This window comes from Butyrivibrio hungatei DSM 14810 (assembly GCF_900143205.1).
In the GTDB taxonomy this organism is placed as follows: domain Bacteria; phylum Bacillota; class Clostridia; order Lachnospirales; family Lachnospiraceae; genus Butyrivibrio; species Butyrivibrio hungatei.
The window spans coordinates 26,483-44,575 of the sequence record NZ_FRDH01000010.1; the positions used below are offsets into that span (position 1 = coordinate 26,483).

An 18,093-nucleotide genomic window follows, 5' to 3' on the forward strand; every position below is an offset into this window, starting at 1 on the left:
CTAAGAGGAAAATATGGCTTTACAAGAATATGAATGCCCCGCCTGTGGCGGGGCAATGGAATTTAATCCTAAAACCCAAAAATTAAAATGTCCTTTTTGCGATTCAGAATTCGATGTAAAGGACTATGTTGCTAATCACAACTCATCCAGTACTGGACAAGCTACAGAGTCTAGCACTCCTGGTAGCGAAGAGATGTACATTTATTCCTGCGGTTCCTGTGGCGGTGAGATCCTTGCTACAGAATCCTTAGGATCTCTTAAATGCCCTTTCTGCAGTAATAACGTTGTTGTAAAAGAGAAGTTTACTGGCGAGTTCAAACCTGATTACATTATTCCATTTAAGACCACAAGAGACGATGCTATGGCGACTTATGAAAAATATGTTAAGTCCAAAAAGCTTGTTCCAAAGGTCTTTTTTGAAAAGAACCATATTGATGAGCTAAAGGGTATCTATGTTCCTTTCTGGCTCTATGATGGTGTTCAGGATTTCAATGGAACCTATGAGTGTACCAAGACAAGGTCTTGGAGTGATAGCAGATACAACTATAGAGAAACCAAGTACTACGAAGTAATCAGATCTGGTACTGAGAAATTTGAATTCGTTCCTGTTGACGGATCCAAGGAAATGCCCGATGACCTTATGGAATCTCTTGAGCCATTTGATCACAGCGCAATAGTTCCTTTTAACATGGGATATTTGGCAGGTTTCCTTGCAAACAAATACAATGTTTCTTCTGATGACTGCAAAAAGAGAGCCTTCGACAGAATGGCTGACTCTACAGCCAGTGATTTCAGAAACACTATTTCCGGCTACAGCTCAGTCAGACCAGTAAATGAACAATGCGGCACGAGAGACTCATCCTGTAAATATGCCCTTTATCCAGTTTATATACTGAATACCACCTGGAATGGCAAGAACTATCTCTTTGCCATGAATGGTCAGAGCGGCAAATTTATTGGAAATCTTCCATGGAGTCCAGCCAGAGCAGCAAAATATTATCTGGCTTTCGCAGCTGTTTTCTCTATCATTGCCTTTATTGTTCAATTTTTATTTTTGTAATGTACAGGTGAATTTACTATTATGAATAAACTCAAAAAAGTATTTCTTTTGATAATTGCACTTGTTGCGATAATATTGCCCAGCACAACAGCCTACGCAATTTCTGGTCCACTCTGGGATAGTAATACTGTTCCAACCAGTAGACAAAAGGACAGGCTTCTCGATAACGCAGATCTTTTAACAAATGAGGAAGAAGCGGACATTCTTGCAAAGCTGGATGCAGCCAGCCAAAAATACAATTCAAATATTGTGATTGTAACTGTAGACGATTATCGAGACTATGGTTCTTACGGAAGTGATCCTCAAGGATTTGCTGATGACTATTTTGACTACAATGGATTTGGTTCTGATTACAATGAAAGCGGACTTCTTTTCATGCTCAGCATGGAAGACAGATCTTGGGCTTTCAGCACTTCAGGAACAGCAATCGACGTATTTACCGATTACGGTCAGGATGAACTTATAGATACAATGCTTCCTTACCTTTCCGACGGCAGATACTATGACGCTTTCGACCATTTCATAAGCGCTACAGACAGATATTACTCCGCTTATGCAAACGGCAACGCAATTGATGTAAATAACGATCCAAAGACAGCAAAGGAAATTTTGGGTTATATACCCCTTAGTCTTATCATTGGACTTATTCTTGCACTTATTCCTGTGCTGGCTATGAAATCCCAGCTGGATACAGTGCACATGAAACCAAATGCAGCTGGATACCAGTCACATCAAGGGCTCAATATGAGGATACATGAGGACAGGTTCATCAGAAGCCATGTTTCACATACTCCAAGGCCTCAGAGCAGTAGCTCAGGCTATAGTGGCTCTAGAGGTGGTTATCATGGCGGCAGTTCCGTACATCATTCAAGCTCCGGACACTCTCATGGCGGAAGTCACGGACATTTTTGATAGATACCTGTTTTAAAAAGTACAAAATGACGATATACTAATTGTGAGATACTAGGAGATATGCTCGTGGAGATAAAGACGAAGATAAAAGCAGCTTCTTTATCAATTCTGGCAATCATCATAATTACTATAACCGTTATTGTTTTAGGAACTGCTAAGTTTAATACACCTTATGATTATCCTTTAGTTCAGCTGGATTCAGGCTGGACTATTTCTCGTGACGGCAAGTCACATCCTATAGAAAGTTTATCAACTGCAAGTATTGGTCTGGCCAATAAAGGGGATGAAATTTCCGTTAGTACCACAATACCATATATCGGAAACATCCCTCAGACCACACTTGAGTTCAGAAGCATCTTATCAACTGTAGATGTATATATTGACGACGAACTTATCTATTCTTATGGTTATGATTATACGATCAAGAACCTGATGCTTCCTAAGTTCCATCATTTCATTCCATTACCCAAACACTCAGATGGCAAAACAATAAAAATTGTTTTTACTGCAACAGAAGACAACGCCTTTTCTAGCTTCTCACCATTTTACCTTGGAAGCTACAAAGACATCTCAAACAAACTCCTTCAGCCAAACAGGCTTCCTATCGTTATAGGTAATTTCCTTTGTATGTTTGGATTTGTTCTTCTTGTTTTATCACCATTTCTTATCTTCAGTGATAATCATGACTATAGCATTATGTTTAGTGCTCTGATCTCTATTTTCATGGGCTTTTACATTCTGTGCTACAACGACATCTTATGGTACGTATCTAATAGTCCTGCTGTTTATACATTTTTGGAATATGTATCTCTTTTCCTTATTCCGCCATGTATCATAGGATTCATAATATCCACCAGGCAGGTGCGTGCACTTGGAATAGGAAAAGCACTTCTTTCAATAAATCTTGCTTTCGTCTTGATTACATTTGTATTACATGCTACAAATCTGCTCCATATCTGTCATTTTGTAACATTCTTCCACCTTTTAGTTGTGTGTGAAGCATTGTTCTTTGTAATTTCACTTGTTCACGCCATAATCACAAAGCGCAAAAAGGCTTCTGATAACAATGCAGCCTCAATGTCAGCCACCATGCTCATTGTAGGTCTCATCTGTTTTTTAACCTGTGCCATTACTGATATCATTCTTTTTAATTTGTTGAAGTACGGTTCAACAGGTGAGTCCAGCGCTACAATCAATTTCACAACTGTAGGCGCTCTTCTCTTTATGATCTGCCTGTTCCTTAACTACTTCTTCCACTGTATTGAATATATCAGTGAGCTTTCCACCAAAAAACATCTGGAAGGTCTTGCCTATTCAGATTCTCTTACAGGGCTTTCAAACAGAACAAAGTGCGAACTTGTCTTTGCTGAACTAAAAGGCGACTACACGGTCATCAGCCTTGATCTTGATTACCTTAAATATACAAACGACAACTATGGCCATCTTGAAGGCGACAAGCTGATAAGTGGCTTTGGTAATATTCTTAAAAACAGTTTTACCGATGCCTGCCTAGTAGGCAGAATGGGCGGTGACGAGTTTATTGTCATACTGCCTTACATTGACACTGAGAGAACAGAAAGAGATCTTAGCTGTATGTCTGATCTCATGGCTTATGAATCATCCCGTGAAGTGCACATCAAGTACTCTGCTTCTTGGGGATATGCAAACAGCAAGGAACGAGACCTTCTTAAGGTTGCTACACCTCAGAAAGTATACCTCCTTGCAGATTCACGTATGTATGAAATGAAAAAGAGTCATCATGATCAGTCCCTATCCAGACTGTATGATGATCTGTTAAAAAATCTTTCTGGAAAGGCTGGTGATACAAACAATGCTTAAAAAATATCGTATGCCAGCTATTTTCTCAGCTGCGCTCATAGTCTTGTTAGTTGTGGCCTGCCTCTCACTGTTAAACGTTCATCCCAAAAAGGAATATGCTCACCTTGAGAACGGCTGGTGTGTGACAATTGATGAGGACTACTTTACCGGAAAAAACATTGAACAGTTATACCAGCTTCATTCCGGTAAGCTATATAGAGGTGATGTGATAACTGTATCTACTATCTTGCCTAATATAGGATATCTTGAATTTCCAGCAATACTTTATAAGAGCAAGTACACTACTCTAAATTGTTATCTTGATAATGAACTGATCTATTCATTTGGAAATGAAAACTATGAAAACGGTGATTTTATTGGAAGGCTTTACCATATCATTCCTCTACCAAGAGAGTATGCCGGCAAGACTCTGACATTCCATATGACTGTTACTGAAAACGATCCTGTCACCGACCTCGAAGCTCCTGTTCTTGGAAATCAGGCAGATATTGAAGGTCAGCTTATCCATACAAACATGTTTGTAATATCAACAGGAATATTCATGTTTGTATTTGGCGTCATCTTCCTGTTTGTTTCACTGATCTTTGCTTATGTTATTCCATCTATAACAGCTCAGATAGTGGAGTCTCTTTTATGCATGAATCTTGGAGCATGGCTCCTAAGTTACTATAACCTTTTCAACCTGTTCTATTACACACCACTTGAGACACAGATTGAATACTTTACGCTTTATCTCATTGTGCCTTACTGCTACCTTATACTTTTCTGTATTCAGAATGTGGAGAAAAAGACTATATTCCTTACTGTAGCAGCCCTTAGTTCGGCACAGGTTTTAATACAGCTGATCCTACAAGTTACTATCAACATACACCTGAGAGAAACTCTTGCTATATACCATGCAAACGCCCTGATCGGTTTTGGCTTTATTATTTATTTTGCCCGCAAGAATATTATGAACAAGAATACTCCAGCATCGACTGTAGTACAGATGATTGGGCTAACTGCCTTTTCTATAGCTCTTTTGACCCACCTGTTCTTCTACATACTTGATAAGGCTCACATCAGAACTGGCTCTTTGCTCAGAAATACTACCATCTGCGCCGGTTGCCTGTTACTTGCCACAAGCATGCTAGCTAACTATTTCCTTTATATCACCAAGTCTTATGCCGAGCGGAGAGAGTCTGCATCACTGTCCCATCTTGCTTATGCTGATGGTCTTACAGATCTTCCAAACAGAGCCATGGCTGACAAGATGTTAAAAGAGCTTTCTAATGTAGAAACAGACTATTGCATAATTAGTATTGATCTAAATGGATTAAAAACTGTAAACGATAAATTCGGTCATCCTTCCGGAGACCGCTACATCAAAGACTTTGCCAAGGTTCTTACAAGCACCTTTGGTGAAGAAGATTTCATAGGAAGAATTGGAGGAGACGAATTTGTAGTCATCATTAAAGACTCCTCTTCCAAAGACATTATCTCAATGATAGAAAGGATGAACAGCGCTCTAAATGTCATGAACGCCATTTATCCTGAATATCACCGAAGCGCTGCTGCGGGATTTGCGTTCCTTCATGAAATACCAGTTAATGACTCTCACGAAGTATACCTTCTTGCAGATCAGCGAATGTATGAACAAAAGAGACAGATGCACGAAAAACTCGGCATCAATGTAAGACTCTAAATTAACCTTTAATAAGCTCTGAATTCCTGAGGGTGCAGTATTCTGCGCCCTCCTCTTCATATACATCAAAAACTCCCTGTACAACTACAGTATCACCTTCTGTTGGGTAATCATCCGGATATGAATAATCGCTTGTAAGCTCAAACTCAACTCCCTGAGAACAGCACTGGGTTGCATCCATGATAAAGCAAGCCAGATATCTTTTACCTGTTGCCTGGTCGAAGTATTCTGTATATATGCCTTCCATTCTAATGGTCTTGCCAATAAAGTTCTCCGGATAAAACATCATGTTGTAGACCTGACTGTAGACCATAGTCTTTGAAAGAGATGTGAGGTCTACATCCACTCCGTCAATGCTGCTGAGCATCACGCTACTGTCTACCTCTTCTGGTAATGGAATAGATGAAGTAGATGCTGACGCACTTGTCTTTTCTTCTAATACATCGCTTACTGAAGACGGACTTGAGACAACCTTTTTGGGCTCATTTGAAGTCTCTTTTTCCTCGCTTCCGCAGGCGTTAATTGACATTGTCATAGACGCTAACGCCAACAAAATTGCAAATTTCTTGATCACTTTTTTCTTCATGCTCTTCCTCCCACAAGCTTTCCAGCAAGATAGCAGATTGCAAATGCTACCACATTTGCTGCCACAATCGTAGATCCAACTGGTGTTCCGGCAAGGATCGATATTATGATTCCCGTAAAAGCGCACACTACAGAAAGAATTGCAGCGCATACAGTAACTTTCAAAAAGCTCTTAAATATGCTCATAGCTGACAAAGCGGGAAAGATCACAAGGGCTGAGATAAGCAGTGATCCCACAAGATTCATTGCAAGCACTATTATCACTGCGATCATTACCGCGATCAAAAGGTTGTATCTTTTGGTATTAGTTCCAGTTGCTGATGCAAAATTCTCATCAAAGGTAACAGCAAATATCTTGTTATAGAGAAAAACAAAAACAACAACCACAATGATAGAAAGCACCACGCAGATAACAACCTCTTCCAATGTAAGAGTCAGGATCGATGTGGAACCAAAAAGCGTACTACACACATCACCTGTTAGATTCGAAGATGTTGAAAAGATGTTCATAAGGAGATAACCAAATGCTAGTGCCCCTACAGAAATCATGGCTATCGCAGCATCACCCTTTATCCTAGCATTTTCGCCGGTTCTCAAAAGAAGTACTGCGCTTATTATAGTAATAGGCAGTATCAAAGCCATCTGATCAGCCATCTTAAGAACGCTCGCTATTGCCATTGCTCCAAAGGCAACATGTGAAAGTCCATCTCCGATATAAGAAAACCTTTTAAGCACTAGCGTAACTCCTAGGAGAGACGAAGACAGTGCGATGAGAACGCCAACTATTACGGCGTATCTAACAAATGGATATTGAAAATAAAATATAAGTTTTTCTATCATTTGTTTTCACCATCCTTCTGACTTAAAAAGAATCTTCCTTCATCACTTTCCAAGTACTCTTCCTTACTTCCAAAAAATATCTCTTTTCCTATGTGGAGGATCTTAGTGGCATACTTAACTGCTGCCCCTATATCATGGGAGATCATGATTATAGTGATACCGCTGTCATTAAGTTTTTTTATCACCTCATACATTTCAAGTGTCACCTTAGGATCAAGTCCTGCCACGGGCTCATCAAGTAAAAGAACCTTTCTGGTAGCGCAAAGAGCTCTTGCAAGAAGGACTCTTTGCTGCTGTCCACCAGACAACTCTCTATAGCAGCGGTCTTTAAATTCTGTAATTCCCATGCGGTCCATATTTTTTCTGGCAATTTCTTTTTCTTTTTTGCTATAAAAAGGTCTAAGGCCCATTTGTCCCTGACATCCGGATATCACTATCTCTTTTACCGAGGCAGGAAAATCCTTCTGGATGACTGTCTGCTGAGGAAGATATCCTATCTCTTTTGATAAAAGGCCATCACCAACAAGGACCTCTCCTTTTAACGGCTTTTGAAGTTGCAAGATGGTCTTCATAAGGGTACTTTTACCGGAACCGTTTTCTCCTACTATGCAGAGATAGTCCCCTGCTTCTACTGTGAAATTCAGTCCATCCACAACTGTCATATTTTCATATCCAAGGGATAGATCCTTAATTGTTAGTAATGACATTTTTCCCTCCTAGCCCTTTATTTAAGAGCTTCCTTTAATACCTCAAGATTACCCTCCATAACTGAAAGGTAAGTTGTTCCGTTTGCCACATCCTCAGATGTTGTAGCCTGCATAGAATCAAGTGTTAAGATGTTCTGATCCTTAGTCTTTGTGTTGTCTCTGATAGTCTCTGCAATCTTATGATCCTTACCTTCAATTGTCATGATGCTTGAAAGTGAAAGCTCATCAACCTTTCCGGCAAGGAACGTGATAGTCTCAAAGCTGGCTTCTGTCTCAGCTGAGCATCCAACAAAGGCTGCATAATAGCTAAGGCCGTAATCATCAACCATATATCTGAATGGAAATCTGTCCCCGAATAAAAGAGTCTTTGTAGAAGCTCCATCAACAGCTTCTTTATACTGCTCATTAAGATCACTTAACTTTTTGCTGTACTCAACAAAGTTCTTATCGTAAACGTCCTTATTGGCTGGATCAACGCTTACCAAGGCCTCTGTGATCTTGTTGCAGATCTTTTCAGCATTGCTAAGTGAGAGCCAAACATGTTCGTCATACTCAATCTCTTCCTCTTCAGAATCGCCGTCTTCACCTTCTTCATCTTCAGCCTCCATTCCCTCTACAACCTCTTCTTCCTTGATCTCGTCTGAGAGAACATCGAGAAGATCTATTACGACCATATCCTTATTAGTAGCTTCCTTGAGTGCATCATCAACCCACTCATCTGACTCGCCGCCAACGTAAATAAATATGTCACAGGTTGAGATCTTCATGATATCTTCAGCTGTTGGCTGATAGCTGTGAAGATCTACGCCGTTATCAAGAAGCATAGTAACTTCTGCTGCGTCGCTATTCTCACCAAGAATAGACATAACCCAGTCGTATTCTGGGAAGATAGTTGTTACGATCTGAAGCTTATCGTTAGCGGCCTCTGAGTTTACCGTTGCTGTATTTCCGCATGCACAAAGAAGGCTTACCATCATGATGGCAGCGCAAAAAATAGAAATATACTTTCTCATAATATTCCTCCGAAAAATATTAAATTGTCTGTTTGATTTTTGGAAAAAAGATCTGGAATAATGAGGAACTTAATTATTTAGACGTACCTTGAAAGATACTAAAGTGTTAGATAAAAAGTCACCTTTAAATGACTGAACAGTTTTGGAAACAGCAAAGATAACTGCAGCGATAGCGGTAAAAAGAATTACGCCTGTACTGATCTGATTAACAAATGCTTCGCACTCAGCAATACACTGACAGATAGGGCACTCCTCACCAGTACAGTTATGATGATACTCGTTTGCAATATAAATGTGAGAAAAGAGCATGCCAATTAAAAGCATTGCACCAACAAAAGCTGCAATACCGCTGCGCATATAGTTTTGCTTCTTATCTGCGCTATGCATGTTTATCTCCCTTCTTCTATCTTTGTCTGATTCTTATTTTACTATAACAGATGTGTCAAGCCTTCTTCGTGATATAATACATACGCGAGGTAAACCTATGAAAAAGATACTTGAGCTATTTTTGACTTTCATGAAAATAGGCGGATTCACATTTGGCGGTGGTTACGCCATGATTCCTCTTATTCAAAGGGAAGTCGTACAAAATAAAAAATGGATAAAAGAAGGAGACATCCTAGAAATCGTGGCTATCGCAGAATCAACGCCTGGCCCTATTGCCATAAATGCCGCTACCTTTGTAGGCTACAAAGTTGCAGGTTTTGCTGGCGCTATTGCAGCAACAATTGGAGTTGTATTTCCTTCTTTTTTGATAATTCTTATCATCTCTTATGTGTTAAAAGAGTTTGAGAGCTTCAAAGGTGTTCAGTATGCATTTTACGGAATACGTGCTGGCGTCCTTGCTCTTATTATCAAAGCTCTTTTTAACATGTACAAGCAGTGCCCTAAAAATCTCTATGCTTACATCATTATGGGAACAGCCTTCATTTTGGCAGCTTTCCTCCATGTAAGCGTTTTGATCGTGATCATAGCCTGTGCTCTCTTTGGACTTATTACTTATCTTGCAGATGAAAGGAGGGCTAAATAATGGATCTTTTAATCCTGTTTTGGACCTTCTTTAAGATTGGTGCTTTTACCTTTGGAGGTGGATACGCCATGCTTCCTCTTATTCAGGAAGAAGTCATTAAGAATAACTGGCTTGATGCCAAGGCGCTTATTGATTTCATTGCTGTAAGTGAGAGTACTCCTGGTCCTTTTGCAGTAAACATCTCAACCTACGTTGGAAGGGAAGTTGCTGGAATTCCTGGTTCTATCTGCGCAACCTTGGGCGTTACTCTTCCATCATTTATCATCATTTTGATAGTAGCGAAGTGCTTTGAAAAATTTAAATCAAGTAAGATCGTAAAGGGATGTATGAGCGGCCTTAAGCCTGCTGTAGTGGGACTTATTGGAACTGCAGTTATCTCTGTTTCCAAGACAGTTTTTATCCCTGATGGATTTAGTCTTGCTATCTTTTCTGATATAGGCTTTTATGTATCAGCAGTGATCTTCATCATATGCCTTATCCTTGCATTAAAAAAGCTACACCCAATCCTGATAATATGCTTATCAGCTGTACTGGGTATAGCTTGTGGATACTTATTGTGATCATAGGGATGTCAGCTTTACGCTGGCATCTTTTTTAATCTGTGCACACATCTGCGTAAGATACTCTTACTACCTTCTCAAGGTCTTTTACTGCAACTTCTACCTGATAGCCAACCTTACCTGCAGAGAAAAAGATCTCTTCAAAATTCTTTGCAGTTTCATGAATAGTAGTTGGGAATGACTTCTTCATTCCAATTGGAGAACATCCTCCATGCACATATCCTGTAAGCGGCAAAAGTTCTTTTTGTGGGATCATCGAAATTGACTTCTCAGATACAGCTTTTGCTGCTTTTTTAAGATCAAGCTCTCTCTTAACAGGGATCACAAACACATAATACTGATTGGACTTGCCTTGTGTCACTAAGGTCTTAAAGACCTTGTCTGCATCCTCTCCAAGAACTGCCGCTATCTCTTCACCAGACATTGTAGCATCTGGTTCATACATGTGGCTCTTGTAGTTTATCTTCTTGCCGTCAAGAACTCTCATTACATTTGTCTTATCATCTTTTGCCATTGTTACTGCCTTTCTACTTCTAAAAAATTATATATCAAACAGACTCATCTGCTGGTACTTTTCTGGAAATTCGCTCATATACTTAAAGCAATCATCGGGCTTTGACATCATGCCGTGTTCATTACAGAAACCATGAAATAGTGCCATCAGTTCTTTTGCTCTAGGACTTGGAAGCTCATAGGAATTGCCATACTCATTTATATATTTGTGCTTAAGGCCTGGGAAATGCTTATCAAGAGCTTCATAGTAATACTCTCTGTCACCTTCCCTAAGGGTTAATCCCATGCCAAAATCTATGATTCCCTTAACTCCAACTCTGGCGCACTCTTCAAGTATAGACCTAATACTCTCTTCTGTGTCATTTATGAATGGCAAGATTGGACACAGCCACACAATAGTTGGAATGCCTCTCTCCTGCATCTTGGCAAGAACTTCTATACGCCTCTTGGTATTGCAGACATTGGGTTCTATTATCTTACAAAGCTCATCATCATAGGTCGTAAGAGTCATCTGCACTACGCATTTAGTGGCTTTATTGATATCATCCAAAAGATCTATATCACGAAGAATTCTGTCTGACTTGGTCTGAATCGCAAGGCCAAAGCCGTATTGATAAATTATCTCAAGACATCTTCTAGTAAGCCCTAGCTGCTCCTCACAGTGCATATACGGATCAGACATAGCGCCAGTTCCTATCATACACTTTTTTCTCTTGGACTTAAGAGCCCTTTCAAGGAGCTCTGGTGCATTCTGCTTAACCTCAATATCTTCGAACTCATGAGTAAACTGGTAGCATTTACTTCTGCTGTCACAATAAATACAGCCATGAGTACATCCTCTGTAGATGTTCATGCCTACTTGCCCATTGTTTCCAGTTAAAATACCTTTTGCGTCAACAAAATGCATTCTGCACCCTCATAAGTATAATCCGTCTTTCTTGCCCATAATTATAACAATAATTTCTTCATCTGTTCTAGGCTCTTTTTAAGTGGTATTGTAATATACAAATGTGATGAACAAATGAAGGTGATACCAATATGGAAAACTTAGTCTTTAGCTTAAACGCCACACTGCCTATATTTTCCCTTATGATCTTGGGATATATATTTAATAAAATTGGACTTATAGATGACAAAGCAGCATCTTGGATGAACAAATTTGTTTTTAAAGTAGCTCTTCCTGTCTTGTTATTTGAAGATCTTGCTACTCAAGATTTTGCAGGAACTTGGGACGGTAAATTTGTCCTTTTCTGCTTTGTTGTTACTATAATTAGCATTGCAGGAATATATCTTTTATCTCGCGTACTCATCAAGGATACTGGTAAAAGAGGTGAATTCGTGCAGGGAGCATATAGAAGTAGCGCCGCCCTTCTTGGAATTGCCTTTATACACAACATTTATGGCGAAGCTAGCTCCGGCATGGCTCCACTCATGATACTTGGTAGTGTTCCTCTTTATAATATTTTTGCTATAACAATTCTTATGTTTACTGCTGAAGATAACGGAAATGAAAAAGACTCAAAGAAAATATTTAAGAAAACTGCTAAAGGAATTCTCACAAATCCTATAATTCTAGGTATTGTTGTAGGTCTTTTGTGGTCACTTATTCAAATTCCTATGCCTAAGATAGGTGAATCAATTATAAATAATCTAGCAAAGCTCGCTACTCCTCTAGGACTTATGTCTATGGGAGCAACTTTTGATTTTAAAAAGGCAGCAAAGGATGTAAAACCAGCTCTTGCTGCTACATTTATCAAGTTGTTCTTACTAGTTGCTATCTTTATTCCGGTTGCTGTAAGCTTCGGATTTAGAGGTGAACAGATTGTAGCACTTCTTGTAATGCTTGGCTCTGCCACAACTGTAAGCTGTTTTATAATGGCTAAGAGCATGGGCCATGAAGGAACACTTAGTAGTAGCATCATCATGATGACAACCTTTGGGTGTTCCTTCTCTCTGGCCTTTTGGCTCTTTATGTTAAAAACATTTGGGATAATTTAATTCTTCTTTTTTACGGGAATGCAGATCTCACTGACATAATCCTGTGATGTTGGATCACCTGGAAGATAATTTTCCAGATCCACGTCAGGAATAAGCTCATACTCTGCAACAGGAAGCCACTCTTTATAGATTCTCTCCCACATTGTCTGAATTGCATCTGGAGATGGTCCAACGCATTTAAAGATTGCCCAGTCATACTCAGGAACGTGGATTATTTCAAATCCTTCTGGCACACCCTTTACATCTGATGCCTTACAGCCAATTCCATATTTAAAAACATTTCCATTAGTCTTGTTCTGAGTGCAAACTCCAAGATAACTTGGCACCTTGCTATATTCTTTGTTTGCAAAGTACTCATTCCAAAAAGCTGGAATCTCCTTCTCACTTGTCTCAGCATTAAAATCCTTTGCGTGCACAAGCAGATCCATTGACTCCCATTTTTCAATTTTGTATTCCATGATACTACCTCCTTCAATTGTTATCCGGACGGTATACCTGCTCATGAACTGAATAGGCTCTCCCTTTTTGGCCTGCGCAGGTGAAACACCATGAAACCTTGTGAAAGCCTTAGTAAAGCTTTCTGGTGAATCGTAACCATATTTAAGTGCAATATCAATAACCTTCTCACTTCCTTTTGCCAGTTCAGATCCCGCCTGAGATAATCTTCTTTTTCTCAGATACTCCGCTGGAGTCATTCCTGTCAGTATAGTGAACGCTCTCTGGAAATGAAATGCAGACAGATTAACACTCTTTGCTATATCCGCAAGTGTAACTTCATTAGTCAGGTTCTGCTCCATATATTCTATTGCATCATTGATCGTCCTTACCCAATCCATCGGTATCCCTCCTTTCACTATTGATTCTAAGGTTATATCTAAATACAATCCTGTCTTTTATTGCTTAATTCTGTCGGATAGTTTTCAAACCATTCTTTCTGATATTATCTAGTTCCTCTGCCTTCATACAGCCACTCTGATATAGTCTTAAATATTCCTTGGATACATCTGAATCAAAGATCAACACATCGTCTGAATTGATAGTCACATCTACGCCTTCATGATATAGCTCAACAATAGGATGTGTCTTTAAATCAGCCACTCTTCCCAAAAGGTAATTACTAGATGGCGTGATATTCAGCCTGATATGATTATCTACAAGAAAACGTATAACTGAAGGATCACTCACAGCTGCAATTCCATGCTGCACCTCTTCAAGCTCAAGTTCCTCCACAGCTCGTCTAACATCTTCTGCTGTTCCCCACTCACCAACATGTGCTTTAAGTCTTAAACCTTCCGCCTTGGCTCTGCGATAAATTGATTTGAAGTTTTCTATTGGCTGCGCCAATTCATCTCCATATAGATCAATTGAATAAAAAGCTTTACATCCCCAGAAATGAGATAAGCAATCCTCTAAATATGCTATATCACAGTGCCTAGAAATTCCTATCTGAAGTCTCAGTTCAATATCTGGAGCAATTTCTTTACGCGCAGTTTCAAACGCTTCCACAAGCTCATCTATGTCTCCATGGAAAAACTCTCCAAGTCCCCATACATCTTCGCCAATTTCAAGGATGCTTACTCCATCCTCTTTTGCCTGCTCAAACGTTGCTCTTATGAGCATCTTACGTCCTTCAGTTGAATTAAAATAATCCCCTATATTCTCCGCATTCCAGGCATGCATCTCATCCATTGAATTAAGTGGATTAGTTATTGGCTGTATATCTCTTCCAGTCTTTTCTAACAAGAACCTTCTACTTCCACCTAGTACAAAGTGATTGTGAAGATCGGCTTTAGGGCATTCCCTGATAGCCTCGAGATTTCCTTGTTTTAATGCCTCTACAAAATCCATTCTGTCTCCTATTCTAAAAAACGGTAGTGAATTAAATTATTCACTACCGTTATATTTTACTCCAGCTTGCTAACTAAACCTGTGTCTTAAACATTTTTGTTAGGGTTTTCTGTTACGATTTGACTTCATTTGGTTTCAGCTGTCCATATCACGTGGACTGTATCAGCTAATGTTATCAACACCAATCTAAACTAATCCTAGATGCTTCTCAACCAAAGAAACTGTTTCTTCTACGCTTCTTTTGGTGTCTCGCTCAATCCAGAAATAGTTTCCTGCCTTTATTTGCGCATATTTTTCTGCATTAAGCGAATATAGAGTTTCATTACAAGTTCTTTTCGCACTTTCAAAATCAGTCGCACTGTGTATATAATCACTGAACCCCTGATGATCCGGTCTATTGCAGTAATCGTCAACCAAATCGGTAGGTTCTTTGATCATAAAAACTACTCTTGATGGATCTGACAATAAATCAGCCTGTTCTACTGTCAAATGGCAATCGCAAATGACCTTTGTATTTTTAGAAAGTCTGATCAAATCTAACACCACAAAATCAAGTTGTTCGCGAGTATTAGAGACCAGCCAATTCCGATACTCTTCAACAGACCTTCCAAAAAATTCGTCAGCATCTGTAAAAGCCATATTCATAGCAGGCTGATGCTCAGCATTTGACAGCAACTGATGACTTGGGAACATCTCATCAATGTCATAAACTTGAATACCATATTTTTTTCCTAATGCTCTTGATACGGTAGTTTTTCCTCCGCATGGTGTTCCGGTGATAAAATATACGTTTTTTAAATACTCTTTAATTACATTATCTTGAAATATCATAATGCTTCTCCTTTATTTATTAGTATGCTTTTTATGTACTTTATAAGCATGAAACTAATAATAAAGTCTCATGCTATCAGATATTTCTTAATCTCAAAAATGCCACCATAGTAGTATTCTCCCTTCATTATCATTAAATAATATGTCTATTGTAGATAATCACTATCTAAATATAGATATCACGTTTCTCTTAAGCTCGCAATCTGATTCACCATATATTTGGCATAATCCCCTGCAAGATTCGTATCATAAGATATATTTCTATCCTCTGCATATTCTATCAAGGCATCTTGTATCAGACTATGATATCTTTCATGAGCATGGTTCAGTGCCCATGCTGTCGGCGTAAGTAATATCCTCTATCAGTCCCATTCCGTCAAGCATTTCATACTTCAGTGTTTCAAGAAAACCAATTATTTTCTCTCATCCTTTACAAAATGCTTTATTCCGTCTACTGTGTGTAACAGTTCTTCTCTGAAGAACTCCGGATAATACTTAATCGGATCATTCACATCTATCCATCGCAAAAATTCCTCATGATCATCTTCAGTCATGCTCATGCAAACAGGCTCAAAATCATCTGGCACCTTCATATAGTAAAAATATGAAACCTCATAAACTAGTTTACCAAGATTTGATTCGGCATCACCATAAAAATAATTCTCATGAATAAAGCCTAACCGAGCAACCTCCAGCTTAACACCGGTTTCCTCAAAAACTTCTCGTACTACCGCTTCTTCGGAAGTTTCTCCAAACTTGATGCGTCCACCGACGGAATACAGATACTCAGTCCGATTGTTACCTACCATCAATATTTTTCCGTTCTTCATAATAATTGCTCCAACGCGAAGATTGATCAAACCCTCTTCGCAAGGAACTGTCATATCTCTATCCATAATGTGCCTATCGCTTGTCCTTTATCTATATAATGATTTTCAAAATATAATTCTTTTACTGTTTTCTATCTGGCTGACAAGTTTTTCGAAGAACTGTATGTAGAAAGACAGGCGGGATCTCCAAAGTTCCTCTGCTGCTTTCGTTCCCAAAGGCATATCTATGATCTCATGAAGCTTTTCAAGACGCTTTTGGGCGTAATCTCGTTTTTGTTCGTATTCCATTCCAAGAAAGCCGTCATGACTGAGAATCTCGTGAATGCGGTAAACATCAAAGCGATCGATATTGTCAGCATCACCCACAGAAAGCGCAAAAGGCGTTCTTTCTCCTTCAAAATCTGCTTTGTCATCTACATGAATAGCTATTCCATAGCAGATATCATTTATTCGATCTTCTGACAGGCCCAGCCCCGTGAGAAATGGGCGAGCCAGTTGCGCTGCCCGTCTTCCATGTTCGATCCAGCCGTTCTCTCCGAAATCCTCACAATACGAAATGTCGTGAAGCAAGCAGGCTATTAACATCTCCGTTTCATCAAATCCTTCTTTTCTCGCAATCTCAAGACCTATATTGGCCACCCTGTAGGTATGATCTAACCGATAATTTTTGCCCGCTAAATGCTCCTCAGCGTTCAGATATAAAGAATCCTCAAAAGTCTTTTTCAAAAAAACTTCAGTTTGCTCTATTAGCTTATGTTTTAACATATACCGTCCCTCATATCAGTTCTTCAATAAAATTAAGCATCCTCTGTGTTGCCTGTTTATTGCGAGGCATTGAGCGTAGTTCTTCTGCCGTAACCCATTTATATGCCGATGTTTCACCTTCCTGCAATACCACACTGGTTTTATCAGCATCTGTCTCGCTCATTCGTCACCCATGTTTTCAGAAAATGCTTACCGCGTTTTCATCCATTTCTTTCACAATACTGAAATATTTGAAACTATTATCCGCTTCCTGCCGGTCAAAAAGAAAACCGTTTTGTTCCGCCACCCACCTGGATGTATCATAAAACAGCCTACTCATCGTTTCCACAGATTTCCACATATTGTTTATATCAGCGTCGCAATATGTGTCCAAATACTTCTTCCATTCTTCCGCGGAGAGCCATTTATACATATACTTCCCCGATTTTCCGATGCTGACGGAATAACCTGTCAGCTCTCCTATTTTCCAGGAAAGCATCTTTTCAAGCTCCTTTCTAACCACGAAGTTCAGCATATCCTGTGCATATGTCACTTCTTTTCTCCAAAGGCCCTTTGCGATATTGTTAAGGCACCACCAGAATTCGTTGCAGACGGCCGCATACTGTTCCTTTGACGGCCGATGGACTAAATAAGTTTCTTCCGATGCCTCGGGAATCTCAGGAAGAATTCCGTCTTTATCCAGCAGGATCTTGCATAAGCTGTCTTCCTTAACGTTTTCCTTTGCATGTGAAATCGATTTAACTGTAAGATCCAGCCTGTTTCCGTCCGTAAATATCATCAGCCAGCCATAGGAGTTTTCTTTGTCACTTGGATAATCCGGATGTTCGTCCGGGTACTGCATAAACAGTATATCCCCGAATCGCCTGATCCACTCCTTGTCCCGAATAAAGGATCCGGTTTCTTCTACGACATAAACAATGTCATAATCCTGAAAAATATCCTTTGGAGCATTGGGATTGGTTCTTGATCCGTTCATATAAACGGCACGGATCCTGGCATCTTCCTTCGCTGTACGCAGGATCAGTTCCATCATTTCTTTCTCTGTACGCATTTATATTATACCCCGCATTATTGATTG

Annotated in this window: 21 protein-coding genes; 7 read left to right on the forward strand and 14 right to left on the reverse strand. The window is 39.5% G+C overall.

Annotation, left to right across the window (positions count from 1 at the left end):
- Positions 1–13 precede the first annotated feature (13 nt).
- The 4 genes from BUA02_RS11905 to BUA02_RS11920 all read left to right on the forward strand — a co-directional run bounded on the left by BUA02_RS11905 (position 14) and on the right by BUA02_RS11920 (position 5,495).
- Positions 14–1,060, forward strand: coding sequence for a TFIIB-type zinc ribbon-containing protein (locus tag BUA02_RS11905; protein ID WP_072704409.1), 1,047 nt, complete (start codon positions 14–16; stop codon positions 1,058–1,060).
- A 21-nt stretch (positions 1,061–1,081) separates the two neighbouring features.
- The gene (locus BUA02_RS11910; protein WP_083572755.1) at positions 1,082–1,972 is read left to right on the forward strand and encodes a TPM domain-containing protein; all 891 of its coding nucleotides are present in this window, start codon (positions 1,082–1,084) and stop codon (positions 1,970–1,972) included.
- 66 nt (positions 1,973–2,038) lie between these two features.
- Complete coding sequence (locus BUA02_RS11915) at positions 2,039–3,811, forward strand: diguanylate cyclase (RefSeq protein ID WP_072704412.1); 1,773 nt, start codon at positions 2,039–2,041, stop codon at positions 3,809–3,811.
- Positions 3,804–5,495, forward strand: coding sequence for a GGDEF domain-containing protein (locus BUA02_RS11920; RefSeq protein WP_072704414.1), 1,692 nt, complete (start codon positions 3,804–3,806; stop codon positions 5,493–5,495). Before BUA02_RS11915 ends, BUA02_RS11920 begins: the two co-directional genes overlap by 8 nt.
- A gap of 1 nt (position 5,496) precedes the next feature.
- Here BUA02_RS11920 and BUA02_RS11925 read toward each other — a convergent pair whose 3' ends face one another.
- From BUA02_RS11925 to BUA02_RS11945, 5 genes are all read right to left on the reverse strand, one after another.
- Entirely contained in the window at positions 5,497–6,081 is a 585-nt protein-coding gene (locus BUA02_RS11925) for a hypothetical protein (protein ID WP_072704417.1), read from the reverse strand.
- Positions 6,078–6,920, reverse strand: coding sequence for a metal ABC transporter permease (locus BUA02_RS11930; protein ID WP_072704420.1), 843 nt, complete (start codon positions 6,918–6,920; stop codon positions 6,078–6,080). Before BUA02_RS11930 ends, BUA02_RS11925 begins: the two co-directional genes overlap by 4 nt.
- Positions 6,917–7,627 carry a metal ABC transporter ATP-binding protein gene (locus BUA02_RS11935; RefSeq protein ID WP_072704423.1) on the reverse strand — a complete coding sequence of 237 codons (711 nt, stop codon included), beginning with the start codon at positions 7,625–7,627 and terminating at the stop codon, positions 6,917–6,919. The genes BUA02_RS11930 and BUA02_RS11935 overlap by 4 nt, the downstream gene beginning before the upstream one ends.
- 17 nt (positions 7,628–7,644) lie before the next feature.
- Positions 7,645–8,640 (reverse strand): metal ABC transporter substrate-binding protein, encoded by a 996-nt coding sequence (locus BUA02_RS11940; RefSeq protein WP_072704426.1) that lies wholly within the window; start codon positions 8,638–8,640, stop codon positions 7,645–7,647.
- Positions 8,641–8,709: 69 nt separating this feature from the next.
- A complete protein-coding gene (locus tag BUA02_RS11945) occupies positions 8,710–9,027 on the reverse strand; it encodes a hypothetical protein (RefSeq protein WP_072704428.1) in 318 nt (105 codons plus the stop codon).
- Between the two features lie 97 nt (positions 9,028–9,124).
- Here BUA02_RS11945 and BUA02_RS11950 point away from each other — a divergent pair, with 97 nt between their 5' ends.
- Positions 9,125–9,670 carry a chromate transporter gene (locus tag BUA02_RS11950; protein ID WP_072704430.1) on the forward strand — a complete coding sequence of 182 codons (546 nt, stop codon included), beginning with the start codon at positions 9,125–9,127 and terminating at the stop codon, positions 9,668–9,670.
- Positions 9,670–10,230 carry a chromate transporter gene (locus BUA02_RS11955; RefSeq protein WP_072704432.1) on the forward strand — a complete coding sequence of 187 codons (561 nt, stop codon included), beginning with the start codon at positions 9,670–9,672 and terminating at the stop codon, positions 10,228–10,230. The genes BUA02_RS11950 and BUA02_RS11955 overlap by 1 nt, the downstream gene beginning before the upstream one ends.
- A 34-nt stretch (positions 10,231–10,264) precedes the next feature.
- Here BUA02_RS11955 and ybaK read toward each other — a convergent pair whose 3' ends face one another.
- Together ybaK and BUA02_RS11965 are read right to left on the reverse strand one after the other, a co-directional pair.
- Positions 10,265–10,744 (reverse strand): Cys-tRNA(Pro) deacylase, encoded by a 480-nt coding sequence (gene ybaK / locus BUA02_RS11960; RefSeq protein WP_072704434.1) that lies wholly within the window; start codon positions 10,742–10,744, stop codon positions 10,265–10,267.
- Between the two features lie 27 nt (positions 10,745–10,771).
- Positions 10,772–11,650 carry an SPL family radical SAM protein gene (locus BUA02_RS11965; RefSeq protein WP_072704437.1) on the reverse strand — a complete coding sequence of 293 codons (879 nt, stop codon included), beginning with the start codon at positions 11,648–11,650 and terminating at the stop codon, positions 10,772–10,774.
- A gap of 131 nt (positions 11,651–11,781) precedes the next feature.
- On the opposite strand from BUA02_RS11965, the gene BUA02_RS11970 reads away from it, so the two are divergent.
- Positions 11,782–12,741, forward strand: a complete 960-nt coding sequence (locus tag BUA02_RS11970; RefSeq protein WP_072704440.1) for an AEC family transporter — start codon at positions 11,782–11,784, stop codon at positions 12,739–12,741.
- Here the strand turns inward: BUA02_RS11970 and BUA02_RS11975 are convergent.
- From BUA02_RS11975 to BUA02_RS12000, 7 genes are all read right to left on the reverse strand, one after another.
- On the reverse strand, positions 12,738–13,577 hold the full coding sequence (locus BUA02_RS11975; protein ID WP_072704443.1) for an AraC family transcriptional regulator: 840 nt from the start codon (positions 13,575–13,577) through the stop codon (positions 12,738–12,740). The genes BUA02_RS11970 and BUA02_RS11975 overlap by 4 nt on opposite strands.
- A gap of 64 nt (positions 13,578–13,641) precedes the next feature.
- Positions 13,642–14,589: an amidohydrolase family protein gene (locus BUA02_RS11980; protein ID WP_072704446.1), complete on the reverse strand. Its 948-nt coding sequence runs from the start codon at positions 14,587–14,589 to the stop codon at positions 13,642–13,644.
- 186 nt (positions 14,590–14,775) lie between these two features.
- Positions 14,776–15,420: an AAA family ATPase gene (locus BUA02_RS11985; RefSeq protein WP_072704450.1), complete on the reverse strand. Its 645-nt coding sequence runs from the start codon at positions 15,418–15,420 to the stop codon at positions 14,776–14,778.
- 413 nt (positions 15,421–15,833) lie between these two features.
- Positions 15,834–16,316 carry an NUDIX hydrolase gene (locus BUA02_RS11990; protein ID WP_072704453.1) on the reverse strand — a complete coding sequence of 161 codons (483 nt, stop codon included), beginning with the start codon at positions 16,314–16,316 and terminating at the stop codon, positions 15,834–15,836.
- A 39-nt stretch (positions 16,317–16,355) separates the two neighbouring features.
- The gene (locus BUA02_RS11995) at positions 16,356–17,015 is read right to left on the reverse strand and encodes an HD domain-containing protein (protein ID WP_072704455.1); all 660 of its coding nucleotides are present in this window, start codon (positions 17,013–17,015) and stop codon (positions 16,356–16,358) included.
- Between the two features lie 10 nt (positions 17,016–17,025).
- Positions 17,026–17,178, reverse strand: a complete 153-nt coding sequence (locus BUA02_RS15720; RefSeq protein ID WP_178297670.1) for a hypothetical protein — start codon at positions 17,176–17,178, stop codon at positions 17,026–17,028.
- A gap of 15 nt (positions 17,179–17,193) precedes the next feature.
- Complete coding sequence (locus tag BUA02_RS12000) at positions 17,194–18,066, reverse strand: aminoglycoside 6-adenylyltransferase (protein WP_072704458.1); 873 nt, start codon at positions 18,064–18,066, stop codon at positions 17,194–17,196.
- Positions 18,067–18,093 lie beyond the last annotated feature (27 nt).

Excerpts from the sequence above, each read along its gene's own strand:
- BUA02_RS11975 (WP_072704443.1), bottom strand. The coding sequence starts at position 13,577 with ATGGATTGGGTAAGGACGATCAATGATGCAATAGAATATATGGAGCAG.
- BUA02_RS11945 (WP_072704428.1), bottom strand. The coding sequence starts at position 9,027 with ATGCATAGCGCAGATAAGAAGCAAAACTATATGCGCAGCGGTATTGCA.
- BUA02_RS11910 (WP_083572755.1), top strand. The coding sequence starts at position 1,082 with ATGAATAAACTCAAAAAAGTATTTCTTTTGATAATTGCACTTGTTGCG.
- BUA02_RS11965 (WP_072704437.1), bottom strand. The coding sequence starts at position 11,650 with ATGCATTTTGTTGACGCAAAAGGTATTTTAACTGGAAACAATGGGCAA.
- BUA02_RS11955 (WP_072704432.1), top strand. The coding sequence starts at position 9,670 with ATGGATCTTTTAATCCTGTTTTGGACCTTCTTTAAGATTGGTGCTTTT.
- BUA02_RS12000 (WP_072704458.1), bottom strand. The coding sequence starts at position 18,066 with ATGCGTACAGAGAAAGAAATGATGGAACTGATCCTGCGTACAGCGAAG.
- BUA02_RS11970 (WP_072704440.1), top strand. The coding sequence starts at position 11,782 with ATGGAAAACTTAGTCTTTAGCTTAAACGCCACACTGCCTATATTTTCC.
- BUA02_RS11950 (WP_072704430.1), top strand. The coding sequence starts at position 9,125 with ATGAAAAAGATACTTGAGCTATTTTTGACTTTCATGAAAATAGGCGGA.
- BUA02_RS11980 (WP_072704446.1), bottom strand. The coding sequence starts at position 14,589 with ATGGATTTTGTAGAGGCATTAAAACAAGGAAATCTCGAGGCTATCAGG.
- BUA02_RS11940 (WP_072704426.1), bottom strand. The coding sequence starts at position 8,640 with ATGAGAAAGTATATTTCTATTTTTTGCGCTGCCATCATGATGGTAAGC.
- BUA02_RS11920 (WP_072704414.1), top strand. The coding sequence starts at position 3,804 with ATGCTTAAAAAATATCGTATGCCAGCTATTTTCTCAGCTGCGCTCATA.
- BUA02_RS11935 (WP_072704423.1), bottom strand. The coding sequence starts at position 7,627 with ATGTCATTACTAACAATTAAGGATCTATCCCTTGGATATGAAAATATG.
- BUA02_RS11905 (WP_072704409.1), top strand. The coding sequence starts at position 14 with ATGGCTTTACAAGAATATGAATGCCCCGCCTGTGGCGGGGCAATGGAA.
- ybaK (WP_072704434.1), bottom strand. The coding sequence starts at position 10,744 with ATGGCAAAAGATGATAAGACAAATGTAATGAGAGTTCTTGACGGCAAG.
- BUA02_RS11995 (WP_072704455.1), bottom strand. The coding sequence starts at position 17,015 with ATGTTAAAACATAAGCTAATAGAGCAAACTGAAGTTTTTTTGAAAAAG.
- BUA02_RS11930 (WP_072704420.1), bottom strand. The coding sequence starts at position 6,920 with ATGATAGAAAAACTTATATTTTATTTTCAATATCCATTTGTTAGATAC.
- BUA02_RS11925 (WP_072704417.1), bottom strand. The coding sequence starts at position 6,081 with ATGAAGAAAAAAGTGATCAAGAAATTTGCAATTTTGTTGGCGTTAGCG.
- BUA02_RS15720 (WP_178297670.1), bottom strand. The coding sequence starts at position 17,178 with ATGAGCGAGACAGATGCTGATAAAACCAGTGTGGTATTGCAGGAAGGT.
- BUA02_RS11990 (WP_072704453.1), bottom strand. The coding sequence starts at position 16,316 with ATGGATAGAGATATGACAGTTCCTTGCGAAGAGGGTTTGATCAATCTT.
- BUA02_RS11985 (WP_072704450.1), bottom strand. The coding sequence starts at position 15,420 with ATGATATTTCAAGATAATGTAATTAAAGAGTATTTAAAAAACGTATAT.